Consider the following 22,763-nt stretch of genomic DNA (forward strand, 5'->3'; position numbering starts at 1 on the left):
GCGACATAGACGATGTCCGTATTGAAGCCGCTGAAACTGACGAAGGAACAACGTACTGAGCTTGAAGCACTGGCGAGAAGCCGCCGTGATGGAAGAACACGAGACAGGTCGCGGACAATTCTGATGTTTAGCGATGGCGTGCCTGCCAAGGAGATAGCCAAGCGACAGGAGTTGACGTTGGAGGCGGTATACGAGAGGCGCTATCGTTGGTTGGAAAAAGGCATGGCAGCGCTGTCAGACGCGCCGCGCAGCGGTGCCCCATCCAAGCTGTCGACGGAGCACGTTGAACAGTTGAAGGCATGGGCGACGCAGGAAGCGCTGACAGTTCCGGAACTGCTCTCACGACTCGAAGAGAAGTTCGGGGTTCGGGTTCATCGCAATACGCTGACAGCAGCTCTCAAGCGAGCGGGGCTGGTATGGAAGCGAACCCGGCATAGTTTAAAAAAAAGCGGGATGAGCAGCGATTCCGACAAGCCCAATCTGAAATCGGGGAGTTGGTCGAGCAAGCTAAGCGTGGCGAAATCGAGCTCGCCTACGTAGACGAAGCTGGCTTCGCGCAAGCGCAGCCGAATCGAAGTGCTTGGACACCAGTCGGGCAGCAGCACATGATTGAAGCCCGGCGCGGTAAGCGCCTGAACGTGGTCGGAGCACTGCTTTCCTCAGGAGGACTGTTTGCAGTGAAGTTGTGGGAGACGATGACCTCGATGCTGTTCGTTGGATTCCTCGGCCTACTGGTCGAACACGTCGGCAAGCCGCTGACCGTGATTCTCGACAATGCCTCGGTCCACACGGCACGCGCACTTCGGCCTTATCTCTGGCTGCTACGAAGGAAAGGTTTGACGTTGTACTTCCTGCCACCGTACAGCCCGGAGCTCAATCGCATTGAGAAGCTTTGGCACAAGATGAAATACGAGTGGCTGGCCTTCAAGGCCCGCGACGCCAAAACCCTAGAAGCTGATGTCGACGTAATCCTTCAGGGATTCGGTACAGACTACAGATTGACTTTTTGTTGAACGCTTAGAGACGCTGTTCAACATCCTGAAGAACGCCTGTCGCGTTGAAGCGCTCCAGTTGTCGGCGATAGAACGCCTTGAGCGCGCTTTGGCACTGTTCATGGTCGTCGCTTGGCGCATAGCGCATCTGATGCGGCTCGGACGCACTTGCCCGGACCTGGACGCTGACTTGTTCTTCGACCCGGATGAAATACGCGGCGCCTATCTGCTGACCCGTGTCAAACAGCCTGCTAAGCCAACGCTGAATGAAGTGCTTCGCCTGATTGCACGCCTTGGCGGCTTCCTCGGCCGGAAGAGCGATGGGGAGCCCGGCGTGAAGACGATTTGGCTTGGCCTGAAAGAAGTTCATGTCGCTGCGAAGACTTTGCGAGGATTACGAGTCGTCGATGATGGGGACAATTGTGTATAACCGCATGGGGTAAGGTAGGCAGGATGGACGACGTTCTTTGGATACGCGAAGTCAAAGGAGTATCCAAAAAGTGACTCCCCGACATTTAAATGATGCTCAATGAGCATCCGTTTTGAAGAGCGCAGCGCGCGAGGAACTTCCGGCCGCGACGAATCTGAGGGTGATAGCCGAAATCAGGGCAATACCGCCACCGAATGCAAGGACGCTATATGCCCATTCCCACTTCTGCGTCGAGTCAAATATTGCGCCAAAGCTAATCGGCGCTAGTGCACCAGCGCCAAATCCCAATAGCGAGCGGATTCCCATGACCCGGCCAAGTCGACCAAGGGGGACTTCCTCCGTCATCGCTGCGGTGAGTACACCCGAATCGCCGAAGATGAAAAAGCTGCCGATCGCTGCTACCGCGACAGTCCAGGCAGGCCCCCACTGAATCGACATTCCGGTCAACAGGGAGCACAAAGCGCCGGCGGCGGCAACAAGGATCAGCACCCTAGTGCGCGGCCAAGCGTCAGAAAGAACACCAAACACAAAGGTCGCAACCATCCCTGAAAGGTGGATGGAGGCGCCTATGATCAAACCGGTCGTTATGGCGCCGAGTTGGAGCGGCTTCAGAGCGGTCGCCAGTAAGGAAGGCGTCCATGCGAAATTGCCGAGAAGCTCCCAGCAATGTGCAACATACCCGATGAGGAGGCAAAATGACGCGGGCCCAAGGGCGGAATACCAACTATCCAAACGGACGTTGGACGACGCCAGCACTCCCAGCGTCGGCGGAAGAGAGTCCACTTTGCGACCCGCCAGGCTGATATGGCCCACAATGGCGCCGATCAATCCACCGACGGCACAAATGGCAAGCCCTGCCATCGCTCCAAATTTAGTCGCCCCCCAAAGCGCAAAGACAATGGACAGCATGTAACCCAGTGACCCGGAAGCGAGTACCATCCCCATCGTGCGTCCGCGCGCCGAGGTGGAACTCAAATCGGTGGCCAACATCAGTGCCGGTGCATAGGCCCCGCCCTGTGTCAGCCCCACCAATGTGATCAACGGCAACGCGCTGACAGCTGAATGGGCGAAGAGCGCAAATAATGCCAACGCCAAAGCACCAGACCAAATGCAAAATAGATAGATCCGGCACGCCCCAAACCGGTCGGATAGATAAGCTGCCACGAACAACGCGAGCGCATTCGCAAGGTTAAATGTGGTCTGTATGGCGCCCGCGGTGGCGGCATCCATTGCCCATTCGCGACTCAAAACGGGTAGCGCTCCAGCAAACGCCATCGTACCCATGCACGTCCCTATGCGACCGACGCACAACAAAATAAGGCGACTCATGACCGAGCATCCGGCGCTAGCTCATTGCGTTCGATAGCATGTATCAAATCTGCGGCATTTCCGTCCGTGCCCGCCGGGCAGCACGGAAGGATTTGCATTTCGTTCGTAGCGGATTTCATCATTTCGATCGGCGTTGATTTGGCCATCGGTTGATGCCACGACGAATGGAGGCCAATAGGATGCCGCAATGCGCAGATACTCTCGCGCGGCATCCTTCGAACCCGTTATCCTCGCTTAGTCCGGCGTGACGCCAGAGTCCCGAATCACCGGACGCCAGGCATCGAACTCCTTATTGATAAATTGTGCAAACTGTTCTGACGGGAGAAAGTCGATGGTTGTCACCATCTTGCCAAGCCGGTTCTTAATATCTGGATCCTTCAGCACCTTCTCAACCGCATTCTGCATTTGAATCACTGTAGTAGTTTGGGTCCTAGCGGGGAACCAAATCCCATACCAAAGCTCCGTGTTGACTCCCTTGATTCCCTGCTCATTGATGGTCGACACCTCTGGTGCTAGAGTCGATCGCTCGCCACTGAATGTGCCCAATACTCGAAGTCGGCCTGCGCGGTGGTGTTCAATGTACTCTGCCAAGCCATCCACTCCTGACTGTACATGCCCCCCCAGCAAATCGCTCACCAGCGGTGCCCCGCCCTTGTAAGGGATATTTGTCCATTCGATTCCCGCCGCTTTAGCGAACCGCTGTCCCGTCAAATGACCAAGGCTACCAGGGCCGTTGCTACCGTAACTGGTATTGCCCTTATGAGACTTCGCGTAGCTAACCAGATCCGTGGCATTCTTCAACGGCGAGTTGACCGGTACTGCAACAGCCACCGGCATTTTGGCGATCTTTGCAACCGGGGAAAAATCACTGACAAGATCATAGTTAATCTTTCCCGAGTAGATGATTGACTGCAGGATCAGAGTATTCGGGGCAATCATCATCACCGAACCGTCTGCTGGCATGGATTTCAACTGGCTAGCCGCAATACGGCCGCTGGCTCCCGGCTTGTTGTCGACGATGACCGGCCTGCCTAACGGATCTTTCAATTTATCGGCCAAGAGCCGTGCAATGTGGTCGACACTACCGCCGGCGGGGAAGCCTACAATGATAGTTAGCGGCTTCACCGATTGCGCATTTGCACTGAATATCGAGAACGTCAACATCGCGCCCACTGCAAGGCGCTTCCCGATCAGTTTCTTCTCAAAAAATTCCACCACCTTGTCTCCTTTACATTTTTGATATAGTGACTACCTGTCCACGCCGGCAAATCTCCTATCCCAGACCACCTTCCGCCTCCATCAATGGTATGCGCTTGAATTCATATTAATGGCGCTATCATCCAAAGCTGCGTAAAGGTCCGTCTGGCTTGCACTTTAAATCCAATTTTCCATTTTCAATTATGAAATTCGCTCAAATCACCTTTGAGTGAAAGTAGACATTCGGATGGCTATGGCGTTGCAACTTTACTGTTAGGCGCATGTACCGATCTTGGACGGATATTCACCCAGACAAAAAAGGCGTCAGCATGACTTGCACCAAGATCTCATCTCGAATTTTTGTCACAACTCCCGATATGCCGACATGAGCGGCACGAAGGCCAAGGATGCGAGGAGGCGGACAGTATTTCGACGACGGATTCGCGCTCCAGCGATAAGTCGGATAACTGCGTTCCTCTCCGAATATTCGGCGGCGAGAGGATGGTTCTCGCGGAACTGCAGCAGTAACGGAGAGCCGGCCGCGAGCCCATCACTCGCGTTAGTCTGCGCTGAGCTGTTTCAGCTTTACGATTCTGGCCCACTTCTGGGATTCGGCCGCAATGATGGTCTTCATCTGCGATGAATCTTCACCACCCGGACTCATGCCCTGCGACATCAGTCTTGCGTTGAGCTCTTTGTCCGTCAGCGCTTTGACCGTGTCAGCCCGGATTTTGAGCGTGATGTCTGCTGGCGTTCCTACAGGAACCATCAGAGCAAACCATGCCGAAATACCTTCCAAGCCCGGGACCCCAGCCTCGGTTGCAGTAGGGACGTCTGGCAACATAGGAGAGCGGCTTTTATCTGTGATCGCCAGCGCTTTGATTCGAGCTGACTTCACGAAAGGAGTTACGGCTGCAATGTTTCCCACCACAATCTGAATTTGACCTGCCATGAGATCATTCAACGCGGGAGCCTCTCCCTTATAGGGCACATGCTTGATATCGATCCTTGCGGCATCTGCGAAAGCTTCTCCCGCCATGTGGACCTGAGTTCCATTCCCGGCAGACCCAAAATTCAGCTGTCCAGGCTTTGAACTAGCAAGCGCGACAAGGTCTTTCAAGCTTTGGACTGGGACAGAGGGACTTACAGCAATCACCATGGGCCCTTTTGCGATATTGGCGATGATAGTGAAATCTGAGAGGCTGTACGGAAGTTGCCGATAAATGTGCGGGTTCACGGTCAGCTGACTTCCGCCGACCAAGATCATCGTATAGCCGTCCGAAGGCGACTTTGCGACGAGCGAGGCTCCGACACTGCCGCCTGCACCGGGCCTGTTGTCAATTACAACGCCCTGCTTCCACATGTCACTAAGCTTTTGCGCCAGAGATCGGGCGATAGCATCCGTTGCGCCGCCTGCCGCGAAAGGCACAACAAGCCTGACGGGCTTCTTTGGCCATGGCTCGGCGAACGCCGAGGAGACCATAATTGCGATAATGAAGACAGACGCCGCTGCTGAGCGAAGCTGAGTAAGGATATTCGTCATTTAGTTATGCACGCACAAGGCAGGCAGTTCCCAGCCTCGTCGCTCCTGCGGTCATTCTGTTAGATTGGAGTATCGATGGTCACACGTTCAAATCCAATCGAGCCGAAGCTCTACCATCGCTAGAACGACTCGTTGAAGTGCCCTTTGGCGTAGCTCAAAGTCATCCGACATCTCCCCCGCCACCTCAATCACCCTGGCGAACTGCTTTAGTCGTAGCAGGGCACATGCTCCAAGACCAGAGCTCCCAGGACCGGAAAGTGGAGAATCTTCATAAGGCTTGGGCGTCTATCCGTCTCGCCGGAAACTCCAACAAACTGCTTGGCGATTATCGCCTCTTGTGGTTGGTTCTGAAAAACCTCCTCGCACCTCCACGGCAAGATGAAGCAGACGAATTAGCTTAACTTTGCGAGGAAGCAGAAAGAGCGGAGATTCAGGGGCGAATCGGGAATTAACCGCTCTCGCGACAGGTAACCAAATGTGGCCTACATGAAACAGCGATGGCTCAGTGCAGCCATTTGTCCGGAGGGCGAAGAAACCAGAAGGCGACTTTCGCTTCGCGCCCGTGTTTAAAGTATCTCTTCGGCGGCAAAAAATGAGGCTTCGACCCGGGCAGACACTGCCAGATGAACTACCTGAGCAACTTGCGACGGCTGGATACCCAGCGCTCGCGCGGCATTGATATGATGCTCCATGCAGTAGACACACTGGGTAATGGTCGCGCAGCCAATGGCAAGCAGTTCGTAGTCGAGTTTGGACAGTGGCAAACCGTCCTTATGCATCTCGCCCAGCATCATCGTCATCCGCTCGAAGTCCGCTGGCGATGACTTGCGGAATTGCGTCATCAACTCACGATCTTTCTTGATTTCCGAAACCGCCGATGAGACGGCGGTGCCATCTGCTTCCCCATTCAGGTACTTGTAAGCCAGCCTGCCGTAAGCTACTGCGGCACCAGCCCGCAAGGCGGTTGCAACGCTCACCGCTTGCTCGATCTCTTCTCGCGCGACGATGCCTTCCGCCTCACTTCTGGAAGTTCGCAGCATTTCCTTACAGGGCATTGCAACTGCAATGGCGAGCCGGACTAACGCCCGCTGGCGCGGCGTCAAAACCCCTTGCGCATTACCTGCCGAATCCAGGTTGGACCTGTGCGCTTCAAAGGCCTGCACATAATTTGATGCCGGACCCTCAATCCTGGATGTGATGTCCTTGACGCTCTCGATAGCGGCCATAGTCCTTCGTCGTTCTCGTGGTTATACGCTTCGTGCCAGCCTATCCGCCGAGAAACCCATGATCAATTGAAATAAAATTCAATCGGCAGAAGGTATTGCGTTGACCACAGTAGCCGTGGTCGCCTCGTTTGGTGGGCCCAAACCTCACCGCCGTGGCGCTGCCGGGATGTCAGTCCAATAGCAGACCACGGACAAGCACCGAAGCACCGCTGACAAGGAGAAAAATCTGAAGCGCACGACGTACGGCATCCGCCGAGATGCGTCGACGCAAGCGTGATCCGACGGCCAACCCAGCCAGGCTGAATGGCATCGCAAATGCTGCGCTACGCACCAGGTCGCCCTGTTGCAGAATTCCCCCGCCGGCGAATGCCAAGAGCCGTACTACCGCACTGGACAAGATCACAGCCGCGATGGTTGAACGGAACTCGTCAATCTCCGGGAGGCGCCTGGACAGATACATTGTGTAAACAGGGCCGCCCGTGCCGAACAAAGCACTGAATACGCCACCAATAACGCCAGACGGCACTGACCAGCCCTTTGCGACGGCCTCCAGACGAGCGGAGGAAGTCATGAGTGCGCGCGCCGTCATGGCCAGCACAAACAGGCCAAGCGCTACCAGTAACCAACGGGATTCGACCTTGGTCAGGACCGTGGTGCCAAGCGCCACGCCGACCATCATGAAAGGGAGCAGACGCAGCAACTCGGTTCGCGACACCGAATTCCAGTTGTGCAGGCCGACCACTGTGGTCGCCAGGAGGTCAAGCAGAAGCAGCATCGGAACGACGAGTTGCAGCGGGAGGAACTGCACCAGAATGGGCACCGCGATCATCGCTGCACCAAATCCCGTGAGGCCGAACACGGTGTAGGCGCCTGCGATTGTCGCACCCAGGATCGCATAGTCTGCTGCTTGCATCATCTTCCGGCCGCCCTCGTCGTAAATGCGTCTGCTTGCCTGACTACATCTTGATCACCTCGCACTTGGCGGCGGAAGGATAGCTGGAAACGTCCGCCGCCAGATCCTTGGGAATCCTCACACGTCATTGCACCGGTCAGTTGGCAGAGATCTTCCGCTTTGCCACCAGTAGTTTCCAGCGCCCGGCTTCCTGAGCGATCTCTTCGGGGAGTCGGCCTTTCGGAGTGAGTGTCTTGGTCATGCCCTGGGAGGCCAGATAGCGTTGCATGCTCGGTTCGGACACCGCCTTCTCCAAATCGGCATACATCTTAGTCGTCAACTCCTTCGGCGTACCGACAGGTGCCATCAGCGCGAACCAGCCATAGAATGTGAACCCTTGCAAGCCGGCTTCAGTGGCCGTCGGCACGTCGGGAAGCAGCGATGAGCGTTCCTTGCCTGTCACAGCGAGCGCACGCAAGCGGCCACCCTTGAGAAGCGGGGAGATGGCGTTGATGTTGCCCACGGTCATGTCCACCGTGCCGGCCATCAGATCCGAGTAGGCCGGTCCTTCTCCCTTGTATGGCACGTGGACGACGTCGATGCCGGCAGCTTCGGCAAACGCCTCGCTGGCCATGTGGACCTGGCTGCCGTTACCCGCCGACGCAAAAGTCAGCTTTCCAGGATTGGCCTTCGCATAGCCGATGAGCTCGCTCACGGTCTTGGCCGGGACTTTTGTATTGACGGTCACCACCATTGGTCCGCTAGCCACCTTGCTGATCATCTCGAAACTTTCGGCAGAGTATGGCAGCTTCTGATAGATGAACGGATTTACAGTGAACATGCTGCCTGAAGCCAGCAGCAGCGTATAGCCGTCCGGCGCTGCCTTGGCTACGACTTCCGCGCCCACGGCGCCGCCAGCGCCGGGACGGTTGTCCACCACCACGGGTTGCTTCCATTGCTTTCCCAGTTCGAGGGCCACGGCACGAGCCAGCAGGTCGGTGGCGCCGCCGGAAGCAAACGGCACGACAAGGCGGATCGGCTTTTTCGGCCATTCCTCCGCGTGAGCAGGCATCATCGCCACAGGCACTATGACAAACGCGAACATGGCCACAGCGGTCGACATCCTGTACCGCGGGGCATCCGCGTCCTGGCACAACTCCTTGACGATTGGATTCCGGCGTATGATGCGACGCAACCACTGCCGCCCTCGCGCAAGCCAACTGCCGATGGCCATTCTCGTGTCTTTTGAGTTCATCGTTGTCTCCTTTGTAGCGTTGTCATGATTCGACGACTATCGCGTGCGTGTTTTTCTGTTATTTTTACGAATCCTAATTGCAGGTTTCCTGGAACGGAAACGAGATATAGCACTTATCGTTATCAGTTAAAGTTCTTATCTTTTTTTGGGCAAAAAAAATCCCACTCCCATCCTTCCAGATGAGATCGGATAATGATGATTTCCTGAATTTCGTTATCCCGTTCGATACGGATCTAGAAAATCCGACATGGCGGCCGAAGGCGGTCGCGTCGGATGCGATACGATGGATAGAGGCCGTGTCACCCGAGGAAAGTCCGTGCGCAACTCAATTAGGGTCCCCTTATCCAACATGCACTGCACCAGAATCCGCGACAAACAACTGATGCCCAGGCCAAGCTCGACCGCGTACTTGATCGCCTCCGAACTTCCCAATACGGTCTGGGGAGTAAGCGGCCCAAGGTAGGGATACAAGGCACTCCTCACCGCATCGCGGGTCCCTGACCCTTCTTCCCGGAAAAGCCAGTTTGCGTCTCGAAGCTGCTTGCAGGAAACCGGTTGACCGGATTCTCTTTGCGTCACAGCGAGGCTGTCGTGAGCAGACGCAACGATAAGCAGTTCGTCGTCACGCCATTTGTGGCTGACCAGGTCCGCCGCAGGGCTTGGGCCTTCAATAATTCCCACATCGGCGCGCGCCTCCGAAACCAACCGGATGACTTCGTGTGAATTCCCAATATGTGTATCCACCCGACGCTCCGGATAACTGGTTTGGTAATCAGCCAGAATCCTTGGAATGAGGTAATTGCCAATGGTCGTGCTCGCTGCGACCTTCAGATGACAAGGCGGATGGCCTCCAGAAAACTCCCTTTCGATTGCGCGCGCATCCCATATGAGCCGGGTTGCCCGCTCCTGGAGCGCCCGTCCTGCGTCGTTGAGTACGAGCCGCTTCGAGACTCGATCGAATAACGTGACACCTAGCGTCTGCTCCAGCTCATTGACGGCCGAGCTCACGGCCGACTGCGACAACGCTGCCTCTTCTCCCGCGGCAGAGGTGGATCCTGTCCTCGCCACTGTGGAGAACAGTTCCAGTTGCCGAAGAGAGAATCGCAACGCCGCCATGGTTAGCTCTTCTGCACCAGTCTCGGGCGGCCATCGTCAGGTGTGCTGGTCGGCTTTGTCACATCGGTGAGCGCGTCCAGCAGCAAGTGTGAGAGGTGCGCACGCGGATTATCGCGAGGGACCAGGATGCCAAGGCGACGCGTCAGGGGTGGCGAGCCAAACGGGATCGTACGGATAGATGCCGGAAACTCGTTTTCGACACCCCGGGCCGGCACGACCGACGAGCCCAGACCGTTGGCCACCATGGCGATGACCCCTTCGAGGGTATCGATCTCCATCGTCGACCGGACCGCGATCTGGCGCCGCACCATCTCTTCCTGGACAAGAAGCCCCACGCGGGCTGTGCGATTGAAACGCACGTAGGGCGTCGTCTCCAAAATCCCCTTATCCGAGTCCCCTCGCGTCGTGGCGTGTGTGATCACCACGAACTCCTCGTTGAAAAAGGGCATGAACTGCAGGTCCAGGCGCGGAACCTCCGGTTCGGTAACGACAGCCACGTCCAATTGCCGTCGATATACGGCCCGCTCCAGATCATGAGTAAGACCCGTGGTGAGGTGGATGTCGATACGATGCCCCTGCTGGTGCAGACGCTTCAACGCAAGCGGCAAGACGCCAGAAACGCAGGTGTGCACGGAACCGAGCTTCAACACTCCGCCGGCCGCTTCGCGTTTGAGCGCCGCGCTCATGCTCTCCCAATGGGTCAGAAGGTCACGCGCACGATTCGTGAACGCCAACCCTGCGTCCGTCAACACAGGGGGCCGGCGACTCCGGTCGAAGATTGTGATGCCCAGCTCTTCCTCGAGAGCACGCATTTGCATGCTGACGGCCGAGACCGTCAGCCCGATAGCGTTGCCTGCCTCAGCAAAGCTGCCTCTGTCGGCAATGGCTACGAGTGTGTAAAGCGTTTTGACGTCCATGTCTGACAAATTGATGTGTGGTTCAAGCCGCTAGCGCGTCGTGCCGTCATTTTGCCGCATGGGCGTGGCCCACACGGACTAGAGCCCCAGCAGACGACGCGCGTTGCCGCCCATCACCTTTTCCATGTTTTCAGGACGAATCGGCAACGTCTCGAACCATTGCTTGTAGTCCCGCACTGGGCAAAATGGAAAGGAGCTTGCATACAGCATGCGGTCGGCCAGGAACGAGTCCGCAGCCTTCACGTATTCCTCCCAGCCGGGCATGCGCGAGAAGTACATGTCCGGCGACAAATACATGTTCGGACGACGAAATGCGATATGCAGGATTTCCGTTACCCATGGCCATCCACCATGCACGACGACAACCTTCAGCTTGGGAAAGTCCGTCAAGACACGGTCGGTTCTGACGGGGTCGGAATAGCTCAGATCCGGACCTGCGGTCCCGCCGACCATCATGATCACGGGCACTTCCAGATCTTCGCAGTGTGCGTAAATCGGGTACAAGCGCCTGTCATCGGCGTACATGGGAATCGGGTAGGAACCCGGTTCGATATTGATAGCCTTGAACCCGTCGGCGACCGCATCGGAAATCGTCTTACAGGCGGCAACCCGGTTAGTCGGGTCAATGGACGCAGCACCGATGAAGCGTTGCGGGTAGTCACGCACAATCCGCGCGACATCCTCGTTCGAAACACTGCCCAGAGTCCCGGCAAGACGCCCAACCACAACACCCTTGTCCACTCCGGACTCATCCATTTCCTTGAGCAGCAATTCCATGGACTGTTGTTGAGCCGCTGGTGACGGTGCGAAGCCAACGGTGCGGGTGAAGCCGTCACGGCGCTCGCCGGCCGAATACATCAGCGTATCGAGGAAGCCGCCAACCGGCGGGCGAAGTCTGAAATCAACGATCATGGCATGTTCCTGAGTCTTGATTGCTTCGGTAATGTCGTTACATCACCTCGTTCTTGCGATCATCGGTCTCGCCGTACCTGTGGAGTGCTGGCGGCTTCAGGCCGGCGTAAAGCTTTTCGATTCCGGCGTTGATAACCTCCGCATGCTGCGCGAACAGCGAGTTGCCCTCCAGGTCGCTCTCCACAATGAACGGTCCGAAGTTCTCCACTTCGAACATCCACATAGCTTGGGCGATCCCGAGTTCGTCCAGCCAAAATACGTCCTTCACCCGTTTGATACCCCGACCGAGCAGCGCGCCCGTTCCATAGCCAACAGTCGTGAGATAGATTGCTCCGCCAGGCGCGAGCACCTGTTTGTAGTCATCGGCAGGCATACCCCCCTTGCCAATGAAGATGCGACACCCAGTCTTCTCCATCCACTTCGGGATCCACTTGGAGAACCGGAAGCTCGCGGTGGCGGTCACCGCGCCAACGTTATAGCTTCCGTCTTCATTGGGCGCGGCGGCTGGTGAGCAATGAAAATTGACGTTGCTAAGCCCTCGTAGCTCAACTGGCGGCTCCAAGCCCTCGTCGAGCACCTTCTTGTAGACTCCTTCCCGAGCCGTATAGACCACCCCTGTCAAGTAGACGGCGGCGCCTAGCTCAAGGTTTGCGATGTCTTCCGTCGTGGCAGGCAGGTTGATGTGGAAGACTTTCAGTTCATCGTCTTGCGGGCTTACCATTCGACCGTCTCCCTGCGCAGATATGGGGTGAACCACTGAGGGTCCGTGCGATATTCAATATTTCCGTCTGCGTAAATCCGAGCTGTGGCGCGTCGAGATGACAGACAGAACGTATGGAGGCTTATCGGCATCCCACCCGTGTGAGTGTGGCCCACCTCAATATGGCAGTCGACTACCATCGAGGAACCGACAAAGCCCATGGCTCCCATGCCAATCGAGTTTCCGAGCTTCATGAGCTCAAGCTCGAGTTCGGCGATCTTCGGATCGGGATTGCGGTCACCCACCACGCGCAAACAAGCCGCCTGCTTGCCGAGTTGCATGCAAGTATCCTTGGATCCACCCAGGCCGATGCCGACGATTGCCGGCTGGCATGCAAGGCCTCGCTTGCCGAATGCTATAAGGGTGTCGAGCACGAATCGCTTGATCCCGTCGATGCCGTCGCCGGGGAACAGCATCCGGTAGTCGGTCCCGAACAGGCCGCCCTTGTGGACTGTGGTGATGTCCACCCAGTCTGCATCGGGCTCGAAAGACCATTCAATCTCGGGCGCGTTGATGCCCACGTTGTTGTTGTTATCCGTTCGCCAGAGTGGATGCACCCGATTCGGGCGCAACGGAACTGCCAGCGTGGCGTCGGCGGTCGCCTTGCGCAACGCGCGCTCCACTGCAACGAAGCCGCGCTGAACGCTAGCGTTGTTTCCCACCTTCACGTAGTAGCGCGGTAGGCCAGTGTCGGCGCACATAGGACGGCGGTCCTGATCGGCGGCTTCCCAGTTGTCCTGCATCGCGTGGATCACGAATCGCGGCAGTTTGCCAGTTTCCGTCTTCTGCAACTCCTGGATGCCCTGCTTGTAGTCCTTTGGGATCTCGATCGCGGCGCGTTTCATGATCTCGAACGCGGCTTCCTCGACCCAATCGATAGAGATGGTCATCGTAGCGGTCCTTATGCTGCAACTTTGGGGGGTTGACCGGCCTCACCGGTAATCAGTGATGTACCTGGCGTCACGATGTCGAACTTCACCGGCACCATCTCCAGGTGAATGTCATCGCCATCTGCCGTCACCCGGGTGTAGCGACTGCTGTGCAGATCTCCGGGCTCTGGAAAGTCTTCACGAGCATGGGCCCCACGGCTGTTCTCGCGGGCCAGCGCGGAAACGGTGATTACGCGAGACATGTCGACCAGGCTTTGCAGATTGAGCCAGTCATGCCAGGTGACGTTGTAGCGGCGGTCCCCATCGGGAACGCCCATGGCCATCAGGGCGTCGCGGTGGCCGGCGACTGAAGAGAGTCCGCGGCGCATTGCCTGCTCATTGCGCAGCACGCCAACGTCGTCCCACATCGTTTGCGCCAGCGCATCGCGCAGTTCGTGGATCGCGCCCGGCGTCTTCGAGAAGGGATACTCGGCGCGTTCGACGCCGCTCTGGATGACCCGCCTGTCCGGTTCCTTCCAGTGCTGTACTTTCGAGACGTATGCGGCCATGGAATCGCCCGCAATGCCGCCAAAGACGGTCGAGTTCGCCACACCGTTTCCGCCCAGGCGATTAGCACCGTGCACGCCGCCGCAGTCTTCCCCGGCTGCGAACAGGCCAGGAGAAGCCGTGCTGCAGTCGACATCGAACTCCACGCCACCCATCAGGTAGTGGGCGGTTGGCACGACTTCCACGCGTCCGCCTGCCAAGTCGAAGCCGCAGTCCTTGCATCGGTTGACCATTCCCGGGAACGTTTTCGCCACCTTCTCCGGCCCAAGGTGGCTCATCTGGATATAGATGCCGCCCATTGGCCCTGTCCGGCCGGCGCGCATTTCGGAGTAGATGCCACGGCTGACCACGTCCCGCGTCGCTCGCTCTCCGCGGGGGTCATAGTTGGTCATGAAGCGGTCACCGTTGCCATTGATCAGCCAGCCGCCGGCGCCGCGCAGGCCCTCCTCGAGCACCGTGCCAGTCATGCGGGTATCCGGTCCGCCCAGCAAGCCCGTCGGATGGAACTGGACCATCTCCATATCCCGGAGACTCAGGCCGTAGCGCATGGCCATCGCCAGCCCATCACAGGTCTTGTCACCGGATGGCGTGTGGTACCGGTACATCGTGGGTCCCGCCCCCGTTGCTAGCAGCACGGCCTTGGCCTGCACAAAGCGATAGGTGCCGCGACGCATGTCGATAAACAGTACGCCCGAAATGCCCGAACCGTCCGCAGCCGGTATCAGCTCAATGGCCCGATGTTCCTCCAACTCTTCCACATCGAGCGCCCTCACCTGTTCCATCAGGCGGTTGATGATCTCAATGCCTGTCAGGTCAGCCTTGTGAACCGTGCGATCGAAGCTCTGGCCCGCGAATGCTTTCTGGTGCAGCGTGCCGTCGGGATTGCGATCAAAAAAGCATCCAATCTCGTTTTCGAGTTCGCGCACGCGCTCGATCGCACCTTCAACGAGGCGCCATGCCAGATCCTGGCGCGGCAGCCACTTGCCCCCTTCGATCGTGTCCATGAAATGACGCTCGACCGAATCGCCAGTGGACAGTGCGACGTTGTAGCCGCCCTGGACCATCCGCGTACAGCCGCATTTTCCTAACAGGCCCTTTACTGCCACGGATACCTTGAGCGCCGGATTGGCCTTCTTGGCATGCAGGGCTGCGAACAACCCCGCCCCACCCGTCCCAAGGATCAGGATGTCTGTCTTGTGGTTCTCGATTTGCATTTCAGATTACCCCCAAGGCGAAGATCACGCCGACGAACAGCGACAGCGCGCCTCCCCAACTGATCCAAGACAAGCGTGCATCGCGTGTGGAACTCCATGGCAGGAGTTCCAGCGCCAGCAGTCGCAGGCCAAAGCACATGTGAATGGACAGGAGCAGCACCAGGCCCCATTCACCAAACTTGACGGCACCCATATCCGCGAATTTCAAGAACGCGTCCATGCGAGCCTGCTGATCCAGCGCCAGACCCAGAACATAAAAGTGTGCTGGCAGAAAGATGCCGAGCGCCAGGCCCGACAAGCGGTGCCCAAGAAACGCCCAATAGGCACGGTGATTTCTCGGAGACTTCATGACAGCAAACCTCCCACTGCCGCCACGGCACGCAGGCCCATCGACAACAGCAATAGCCCGAACAAGAAGCAGAAAGCGGAAGCCGTACTGCGGTTCAGCCTCCCCCACTCAATCAGTATGTTGCGCAGACCAATAGGCACATGCACGGCCACACTAATCACAAACAGCGAGTAGAAAGGGATCCACAGAAGACTGCCCTGGGTGCGTGAAAGAATCTCAGCCGCGGTCAAGCCACCCCGCACCGCATATAGGATTACTACTAAGTGCACGAACACAAATGGCGCCATCACCATCGCGCTGAGGCGCTGGAGTGCGAATAGACGCTGATCCATCATCAGTCTCCTCTTTTGAGGAACTGCAGCAGAGCGTTCTTCTTCAGGCCTGCGATGCTGCCCGTTGGACTCAGACTGACGGGACAGTGGGTCATACAATTGCCCTGCGTGTGGCACGAGTTGCATCCGCTCCCAGATGTCGCCTTCCTCAGTACATCCTTGGGATCGGCATGGCGCTCGTCGTTGAAGAGAGTCCATGCTCGATTCAACGCTGCGGGCCCAAGGTATTCCTTGTCCCATGCCACTACGTCGCACGAGGCATAGCAAACGCCGCAGTTGATGCACTCGATGGCGGCGTCGGCCATCTTTCTCTTCTTGCTGGTCGGCGACACCGCGGCCGGCGGATCGTGACGCGTGGCGGTGCCGACGAAGGTGCTACCGGCTTTCTTCCATTTGTCGAAGAACTCCGACATATCGACAACGAGGTCCTTGATGCGCGGCATGTTGCGCAGCGGCTCGATGACGATCTCGCCATCCTCTTCGACACGGCTCACGTGGGTGCGGCAAGTCCAGCGCGGCTTGCCGTTGACAGTCATTGCGCAGGATCCGCAGACCCCTACGCGGCAGGCGAATCGATAAGACAGCGTCGAGTCGATGCGACGCTGTACCTCGGTCACCACATCGAGAACAGTCTGGTTCTCGCGCCATGGGACCTCATACGTTGCGAAGTTGCCTTCCTCGGTGCCGCGGGCAATGCGTACCGTTAGCGTGCGTTGCGCGGCCTTTGTCGCCTCCATCACTCTCTCCCGTTTGCTTCATTGCGCTGGCGCGTCTGCATAACCGCACCTGACTTGAAACGAGTTTAAGTAATCGATATTTATGAATCAATATTTTATAACTTGATATTTTTTGAACTTAATAAGAAAAAATGCCCCTTAGAGCACCCGTTTCAGACGCCCTTAGCGCAACGCGGGAGGCGTCGACGTAAAACCTTCCGAAAAGGCATCTCGCAAGTAATCCACAAACACCTGCGAGACCCGAGAGGCGTGCGCCGAATAGGGTCTGATGGCGTAGAGCCAGTCTCCAAATGCCCCCGTAGATCGCCACTGAGGCATGACCTCGATAAGGCGCCCCGTTTCCAAGGCAGATTGCGCACTGAAATCGGGGAGCAACGCAATGCCCAAGCCTTCGATAGCAGCGTCACGCAATGCTTCGCTGTTATTCACGGCCAGCGGACCGGAGACCTGGACTGTCACGGGATCAGCGTGCCTAGAATTGGGCTCCACATTGGCAGGCACAAATGTCCAGGTGGTCGTACCTTGCAGCCGTGGATAGTGAAGACATGCATGATCGACCAACGCCTGCGGCGTCTCAGGCGTGCCACTTCCCCGCAGGTATGCTCGGCTTGCCACCAGAACGGCGCGAGTTGACGCTAACGTCCATGCCACATGGGTTTCCGGCGGAGCGGAGGTGTGCCGGACCGCGATATCGAAGCCCTCCTGGGCAAGCGGGCGCAGGCGATCGGACATGTCCAGTTCGAGCTGGATCCGGGGGTACTGCCGCAAGAAGTCCGGCAGCCGGGGAACCAACTGCTGCCTCGCGAATGCCACCGGCGCCGTCACGCGAAGAAAGCCCCTAGGCGCCCCCGCCAGATCGCGAACATTGGCATAGCCGGTTGCGATCTGCTCGAAAGCGCCGCGCATTGACTCCACCAATTGCCGCCCCGCATCCGTCAAGCTCGCGCTGCGGGTTGTTCGCTGCACCAAGGTAATACCCGCTGCTTTCTCCAGATCTGTGATGTGCTGACTCATGGAAGCCTTGCTGACCCCAAGCCGCGCGGCCGCCTTGCTGAAGCTACCCTGCTGCTGGAGCACTACCAGCCAGTGCAGGTGTTCCCAGAGCTCTTCAACGTTCTCTTTTCGCACTTTTACTCCTAATCATCACATTTTGGCCGCCACATTTCACGTCTCTAGCATGCCAGCATACTAATTTCCTGAACAGTAAGTTCGGCGCTGGACGACTACCGCCTGGTCTATGCCGTCCCTAGACTCCAGACATCAAAACCCGGCGGACAACTGCTTCCCGCCCAGCACTGACAGGAGAAACCCGTGACTGCGCCTTACACCCACTCCGCAGACGTGATTCATTTCGTTTCTGGCATGCCGTATGAAGGCCGTAGCAAGCGATCACAGGCGGTGTTCAACCCGGCCACCGGCGCCATCGCGCGCCAGGTTCGCCTGGGTACGGCCGAGGACGTCGATGCCGCCGTGGCCTCAGCAGCGGCTGCATTCCCCAAGTGGGCCGACACTCCCCCCATTCGCCGGGCGCGCGTGATGCTGAAGTTCCTGGAGTTGATGAACCGGCATAAGGACGAGCTTGCTGCGATCATTACTGCCGAGCACGGCAAAGTGCTGAGCGATGCGGTGGGCGAAGTGAGCCGCGGCATCGACATCATCGAATTCGCTTGTGGGGTGCCTCAGCTACTCAAGGGCGATTTCACGGACCAGGTCTCCACCGGCATGGACAACTGGACAATGCGTCAGCCCTTGGGGGTCGTCGCAGGTATCACGCCGTTCAATTTTCCGTGCATGGTGCCGTGCTGGATGTTCCCGGTCGCCATCGCCACCGGCAACTGCTTCATTCTGAAGCCAAGCGAGCGCGATCCATCGGCCTCACTCTTTATGGCTCGCCTACTCAAGGAGGCAGGGCTTCCCGATGGCGTGTTCAACGTCGTTCAAGGTGACAAGACGGTCGTCGACGCCCTGCTCCATCAAGCCGATGTGAAGGCCGTGAGCTTCGTGGGCTCTACTCCTATTGCGAACTACATCTACGAGACGGGCGCTCGACTCGGAAAGCGCGTTCAAGCCCTGGGGGGCGCGAAGAACCATATGGTTGTGATGCCTGATGCGGATATTGACCAGGCTGTGGATGGCCTGATCGGCGCTGCCTATGGCTCCGCCGGCGAGCGCTGCATGGCGATCTCCGTGGCAGTGCTTGTAGGCGATGTGGCCGACAAGATCATGCCGAAGCTCGAGGCCCGTGCGCGCGAGCTGGTGATTAAGAACGGCATGGAAGCAGACGCAGAGATGGGCCCCGTCGTCACAGGTCAAGCGCTGGAACGCATCGAGAACTACATTGCCCTGGGCGTGGAGGAAGGTGCGAAGCTCGTTGTGGATGGTCGCAACTTCAAGGTTCCAGGTCACGAGCAAGGGTTCTTTACCGGCGGAACCCTATTCGATAACGTCACGCCCGACATGCGCATCTACAAGGAGGAAATCTTTGGTCCCGTGCTGTCATGCGTGCGCGTGGATGATTTTGCGAAAGCGGTGAAGCTGGTCAACGAACACGAATTCGGTAACGGCGTGGCCTGTTACACGCGCGATGGGCAAATTGCACGAGAATTCGCCCGCCGTATAGAAGTGGGTATGGTCGGCATTAACGTGCCCATCCCCGTGCCGATGGCGTGGCATGGTTTTGGCGGCTGGAAGCGATCGCTGTTCGGTGACATGCACGCATATGGCGAAGAAGGCGTGCGCTTCTACACGCGCCAGAAGAGCATCATGCAGCGTTGGCCGAACGATACTGCCCGCGGAGCGGAGTTCGCGATGCCCACTGCGTCATAATTCTCCAGGAGGGATGGGGGTTGCCTGCCAGCTCCCTATCCCTACCCCCTTTGTTATCGGGGGCCAAGCACCGAATGCAACGACTCGCCCTGGGGCATGCCATTGATTCGTTGAACCAACCCGTGCTGATCGAGATAGACGATACCGGGAGTTCGGCCACTGTGCTCGCAGTGGAAACCGAATCAACATCACTCCGAAATGCTTCATTCCGGAGCGACCCGGTAGGACCGCCTATTACGCCAAACTTCGCGTCCCAATCTTTACCGTTCTCGATTCTGAAGAGGAGAGGCATACGGCCCACGGTCCGCCACATGTCAATCGCCGCCCAGACCTCCGGGTCGACCATGTCCGCGACCCAATAAAACTGCAGCCCACCCATCTGGAATCGGATTGTCTGCAGCTTGCTTCCATCGCCCAGGTTGATGCATCCGAAGCCGAGATTGCTTCTTCCGCCTTGGGACCCGAGCAAATGCTTCTGCTCTTCGGAAATCGGGCACGACAGCACAGGGAGGTTTCCTGGCAAGCCACGAGCCTGCTTGAACTGCGTTTTCAACAACTGGAGTTCTTCCAGTTTTCCAATCGGCAGAAGATTCGATTTGGTGGGGAGATGATTTGCGCGGGAGGACAAGTTCTGACGTTTCGAAGCGGCCCGAGCAGGAATGGGAAGCGAAAAGAGGAAGGGATAGCAGGCCGTTTTCGGAATGCATCCAGATGGAAAATTCGGTGCGTTAATCGCACGGAACTGCCGCATCATCGGCAGAGCAACTGCAGCCTAGCGCGACGGCGCCTTCAGCCAACCAGGAATCGACGTTCTCCCGGCGCCAGCGAAGTGGAAAGTTGGGGACGAGATGCGCAGGCGGCGGCAAGGTGTGCGGCCTTCCTTCAGCGCGGCGCAGAATGGTGGCAGGGCTGACCTTGAGGAGGGCGGCAAGGTCGTAGGCGTCGAGATAGGCTGTCGATGGGAGGTGCATGCCCAGTATAGGGACGACCTCTCGGTAAAGCGCACGGCGGTTGCAGGGGCGCGCCCCTTTCTCCGAGGTACGCTTGCCCGCGGCGGCGTGGCGCCACGTCGCCGTGCACCACGCCCCATCGTTTGCGGTGTAATGCGCCATCCTCACCCAGGAAGTTGCAAAGTATCGATCACGATTCCGCTTCGTCCTCTGCCTAGATTGCGTCAAGCAGGATGTGGTGGTCAAGTTATTTCGGACAGGCAGATAGGTTTTTTCACTGTCGATTTCGCCTCGTGAGCAGTGGGCGACAGATACCCCAGGGTTGAGTGCAAGCGCACCGGGTTATAGAAGCCAACGATGTACTGGGTGATGTCGCGTCGCGCCTCGTCGTGATTGGCGTATTGGCGCTGCCACACGCGCTCCATCTTCAGGTTCAGGAAGAACCGCTCCATCACCGCATTGTCCCAACAATTTCCCTTGCGGCTCATGCTGCAAACCACGTGATGCTGCCTGAGCAAGGCCTGGTATTCATCGCTTGCGTACTGGCTCCCCCGGTCCGAATGCAGGACCAGTCCCGGCGCTGGCCGGCGGTGCTGCAGGGCCAAAGTCAGCGCCGACATGACCAGGCCGGCTGGCATGGTGGGCGCCATTGACCAGCCCACCACCTTTCGTGAATACAGGTCCAGCACCACCGCCAGATACAACCAGCCCTGGGCCGTCCGGACATACGTTATGTCTGAAACCCAGGCGCGGTTGGGCTCTGCCACGTCGAACTGCCGGTCCAGCACGTTCGCTGCCACAGGCAGCGTGTGCCTGTGGATTCAACCGGTCGATGCAACAGCTTGATGGAATCGTTCAGCCGGTGTATCGAAGTTTAGTGTCTTGCGCGGGCGTTCGTTGAGCCGCCTGGCGATGGCGTTGAGCTTGGCTTGCGAATAGGCTGAGAGATCGGTGCCTTTCGGCAAGTACTGTCTCAAGAGGCCATTCGTGTTCTCGTTGGAACCGCGTTGCCACGGATGCTGGGGATCGCAGAAGTAGACCTGGATGTCCGTGGCGACGGTGAAACGCTTGTGACCAGCCATCTCCGTGCCACGATCCCAAGTCAGCGACTTGTACAGCTCCTGCGGCAGCTTGCCAGCGTGCTTGATCAGGGCGTTGACTACAGCCTCGGAGTCCTTGCTGGCAATCTTCACCAGCATCACGAACCGGGTCTGGCGCTCGACGAGTGTCGCAATCTGGCTGTTGGCGCTGCCGAACAGCAAATCGCCTTCCCAGTGCCCGGGTATCGCACGATCCTCTGCCGTGGCAGGGCGTTCACTGATCGATACGGCATCTCGGATGTTCGTACGGTCGTCGGTCTTCAGTGTGTGTTGGCGCGATCTACGCATGGCTCGAGAACGCCGTAGGTGTTCCAGCAACTCTCTTTTAAGCGCACCACGGGCCTGGATGTAGAGGCTCCGATAGATTGTCTCGTGCGACACCTGATAGTCCTTGTTGACCGCATACACGTGCTTAAGCCAACCCGCAATCTGCTCTGGCGACCACTGCATTCGAAGCTTGCTTGCCACCACCTGGGCGAGTGTCTGATTCCTGACGAGCTTACATGCCTTTGGGCGCCGTGCGCGCTCCCAGGCGAGCTGGTCAGCCTGGTTCGCCAGATAGCCCTGTCTGCCACCATTTCGCCGGACCTCGCGGCTGACAGTAGAAGGAGCACGCCCTAGCCGGGCTGCTACGGATCGGATGGAGTGGCCAGCGACTACTGCGCGCGAAATCTCCTCTCGTTCGGCGAGCGTCAAGGCCAGCCTAGAGCGATGTCGTTGCGCTGGCTGTATCCCGCCGGTCCTCGCGAGAACCCCTTGTATCGATGAGTGGTAGCGATCGAACAGTCGGGCAATCTGCGCAAGCGTGTCACCTTTGCGCCACCGTTCCCACATCAGTGCCTTTTGAGTCTCGGAGTAGTAGATCCGCCGTCTTTGTTTCATTTGCAGCACCCCTCAGGCTCGCAAAGCCTTTAGTGTGTTGCATCGACCGGTTGAATCCGTACCGGCTGTCAGTCGTTGAGACGAACTTGCGCTTCCAGCTCGCGCGCAAGCCCGCTTCGTACATCAGCGTACGCACCCGGTAGCGGCCAATGCGTACCCCCTGCTGCCGCAGCGCATGCATCACGCGTCGACTACCGTAGCTCGCGCCGCTAGCCACGAACGCTGCATTGACGTGCGTCTGTTCCTGCAAGCCCTTCGTGTTCGGCTTGGCACCGCGGTGCGCGTAGTAGCCGGAGCGGCTGACCTGCAATACCCGGCAAGCACTACTGACCGATACGGCCTCCTGTTGCAAGTGAGCCACCATGCGG

General features: G+C 58.0%; 21 protein-coding genes and 2 pseudogenes. 4 read left to right on the forward strand and 19 right to left on the reverse strand.

The annotated features are described in order from the left end of the window. The first annotated feature begins 12 nt into the window (after positions 1 to 12). From RS901_RS34640 to RS901_RS34650, 3 genes and pseudogenes are all read left to right on the forward strand, one after another. Positions 13 to 540 carry a helix-turn-helix domain-containing protein gene (locus tag RS901_RS34640; protein ID WP_316155128.1) on the forward strand — a complete coding sequence of 176 codons (528 nt, stop codon included), beginning with the start codon at positions 13 to 15 and terminating at the stop codon, positions 538 to 540. Then, on the forward strand, positions 495 to 1,013 hold the full coding sequence (locus tag RS901_RS34645; RefSeq protein ID WP_316155129.1) for an IS630 family transposase: 519 nt from the start codon (positions 495 to 497) through the stop codon (positions 1,011 to 1,013). Before RS901_RS34640 ends, RS901_RS34645 begins: the two co-directional genes overlap by 46 nt. 4 nt (positions 1,014 to 1,017) lie before the next feature. Then, a pseudogene (locus RS901_RS34650) lies at positions 1,018 to 1,422 on the forward strand (IS4 family transposase); the annotation flags it as partial. Between the two features lie 96 nt (positions 1,423 to 1,518). Here the strand turns inward: RS901_RS34650 and RS901_RS34655 are convergent. The 16 genes from RS901_RS34655 to RS901_RS34730 all read right to left on the reverse strand — a co-directional run bounded on the left by RS901_RS34655 (position 1,519) and on the right by RS901_RS34730 (position 17,765). Then, positions 1,519 to 2,751, reverse strand: a complete 1,233-nt coding sequence (locus tag RS901_RS34655; protein ID WP_316155131.1) for an MFS transporter — start codon at positions 2,749 to 2,751, stop codon at positions 1,519 to 1,521. Between the two features lie 234 nt (positions 2,752 to 2,985). Then, positions 2,986 to 3,966, reverse strand: coding sequence for a Bug family tripartite tricarboxylate transporter substrate binding protein (locus tag RS901_RS34660; protein WP_316155132.1), 981 nt, complete (start codon positions 3,964 to 3,966; stop codon positions 2,986 to 2,988). Between the two features lie 541 nt (positions 3,967 to 4,507). Further along, positions 4,508 to 5,491 carry a tripartite tricarboxylate transporter substrate binding protein gene (locus RS901_RS34665; protein ID WP_316155134.1) on the reverse strand — a complete coding sequence of 328 codons (984 nt, stop codon included), beginning with the start codon at positions 5,489 to 5,491 and terminating at the stop codon, positions 4,508 to 4,510. Positions 5,492 to 6,057: 566 nt separating this feature from the next. Continuing rightward, positions 6,058 to 6,717 (reverse strand): carboxymuconolactone decarboxylase family protein, encoded by a 660-nt coding sequence (locus RS901_RS34670; RefSeq protein WP_316155135.1) that lies wholly within the window; start codon positions 6,715 to 6,717, stop codon positions 6,058 to 6,060. A gap of 169 nt (positions 6,718 to 6,886) precedes the next feature. After that, entirely contained in the window at positions 6,887 to 7,633 is a 747-nt protein-coding gene (locus RS901_RS34675; protein WP_316155137.1) for a sulfite exporter TauE/SafE family protein, read from the reverse strand. A gap of 133 nt (positions 7,634 to 7,766) precedes the next feature. Next, entirely contained in the window at positions 7,767 to 8,864 is a 1,098-nt protein-coding gene (locus RS901_RS34680) for a tripartite tricarboxylate transporter substrate binding protein (protein WP_316155139.1), read from the reverse strand. 213 nt (positions 8,865 to 9,077) lie between these two features. After that, positions 9,078 to 9,980 (reverse strand): LysR family transcriptional regulator, encoded by a 903-nt coding sequence (locus RS901_RS34685; protein WP_316155141.1) that lies wholly within the window; start codon positions 9,978 to 9,980, stop codon positions 9,078 to 9,080. 2 nt (positions 9,981 to 9,982) lie between these two features. Then, positions 9,983 to 10,897 (reverse strand): LysR family transcriptional regulator, encoded by a 915-nt coding sequence (locus tag RS901_RS34690; RefSeq protein ID WP_316155142.1) that lies wholly within the window; start codon positions 10,895 to 10,897, stop codon positions 9,983 to 9,985. A 78-nt stretch (positions 10,898 to 10,975) separates the two neighbouring features. After that, positions 10,976 to 11,809: an amidohydrolase family protein gene (locus RS901_RS34695; protein WP_316155143.1), complete on the reverse strand. Its 834-nt coding sequence runs from the start codon at positions 11,807 to 11,809 to the stop codon at positions 10,976 to 10,978. A 37-nt stretch (positions 11,810 to 11,846) separates the two neighbouring features. Continuing rightward, the gene (locus RS901_RS34700; protein WP_316155145.1) at positions 11,847 to 12,530 is read right to left on the reverse strand and encodes a fumarate hydratase C-terminal domain-containing protein; all 684 of its coding nucleotides are present in this window, start codon (positions 12,528 to 12,530) and stop codon (positions 11,847 to 11,849) included. Next, positions 12,524 to 13,459, reverse strand: coding sequence for a fumarate hydratase (locus RS901_RS34705; protein WP_316155146.1), 936 nt, complete (start codon positions 13,457 to 13,459; stop codon positions 12,524 to 12,526). The genes RS901_RS34700 and RS901_RS34705 overlap by 7 nt, the downstream gene beginning before the upstream one ends. Before the next feature lie 11 nt (positions 13,460 to 13,470). Next, positions 13,471 to 15,219, reverse strand: a complete 1,749-nt coding sequence (locus tag RS901_RS34710) for an L-aspartate oxidase (RefSeq protein WP_316155147.1) — start codon at positions 15,217 to 15,219, stop codon at positions 13,471 to 13,473. Between the two features lies 1 nt (position 15,220). Next, positions 15,221 to 15,568 (reverse strand): succinate dehydrogenase, encoded by a 348-nt coding sequence (locus tag RS901_RS34715; protein WP_315593872.1) that lies wholly within the window; start codon positions 15,566 to 15,568, stop codon positions 15,221 to 15,223. After that, a complete protein-coding gene (locus tag RS901_RS34720) occupies positions 15,565 to 15,900 on the reverse strand; it encodes a succinate dehydrogenase (RefSeq protein ID WP_316157366.1) in 336 nt (111 codons plus the stop codon). Before RS901_RS34720 ends, RS901_RS34715 begins: the two co-directional genes overlap by 4 nt. 2 nt (positions 15,901 to 15,902) lie before the next feature. Next, positions 15,903 to 16,637: a succinate dehydrogenase/fumarate reductase iron-sulfur subunit gene (locus RS901_RS34725; RefSeq protein WP_316155148.1), complete on the reverse strand. Its 735-nt coding sequence runs from the start codon at positions 16,635 to 16,637 to the stop codon at positions 15,903 to 15,905. Between the two features lie 162 nt (positions 16,638 to 16,799). Further along, on the reverse strand, positions 16,800 to 17,765 hold the full coding sequence (locus tag RS901_RS34730) for a LysR family transcriptional regulator (RefSeq protein ID WP_316155149.1): 966 nt from the start codon (positions 17,763 to 17,765) through the stop codon (positions 16,800 to 16,802). 234 nt (positions 17,766 to 17,999) lie between these two features. Between RS901_RS34730 and RS901_RS34735 the strand changes: the two genes are divergently transcribed. Next, positions 18,000 to 19,463 carry a CoA-acylating methylmalonate-semialdehyde dehydrogenase gene (locus RS901_RS34735; protein WP_316157367.1) on the forward strand — a complete coding sequence of 488 codons (1,464 nt, stop codon included), beginning with the start codon at positions 18,000 to 18,002 and terminating at the stop codon, positions 19,461 to 19,463. Between the two features lie 1,192 nt (positions 19,464 to 20,655). Here the strand turns inward: RS901_RS34735 and RS901_RS34740 are convergent. The 3 genes and pseudogenes from RS901_RS34740 to RS901_RS34750 form a co-directional block, all read right to left on the reverse strand. Next, positions 20,656 to 21,228 (reverse strand): annotated as a pseudogene (locus RS901_RS34740) (IS3 family transposase); the annotation flags it as partial. A 6-nt stretch (positions 21,229 to 21,234) separates the two neighbouring features. Beyond that, on the reverse strand, positions 21,235 to 22,395 hold the full coding sequence (locus tag RS901_RS34745; protein ID WP_316153661.1) for an IS30 family transposase: 1,161 nt from the start codon (positions 22,393 to 22,395) through the stop codon (positions 21,235 to 21,237). After that, complete coding sequence (locus tag RS901_RS34750) at positions 22,322 to 22,759, reverse strand: IS3 family transposase (protein ID WP_410054252.1); 438 nt, start codon at positions 22,757 to 22,759, stop codon at positions 22,322 to 22,324. The genes RS901_RS34745 and RS901_RS34750 overlap by 74 nt, the downstream gene beginning before the upstream one ends. Between the last annotated feature and the right edge of the window lie 4 nt (positions 22,760 to 22,763).

The sequence above is a fragment of the Cupriavidus sp. BIC8F genome, from assembly GCF_032465815.1.
In the GTDB taxonomy this organism is placed as follows: domain Bacteria; phylum Pseudomonadota; class Gammaproteobacteria; order Burkholderiales; family Burkholderiaceae; genus Cupriavidus; species Cupriavidus necator.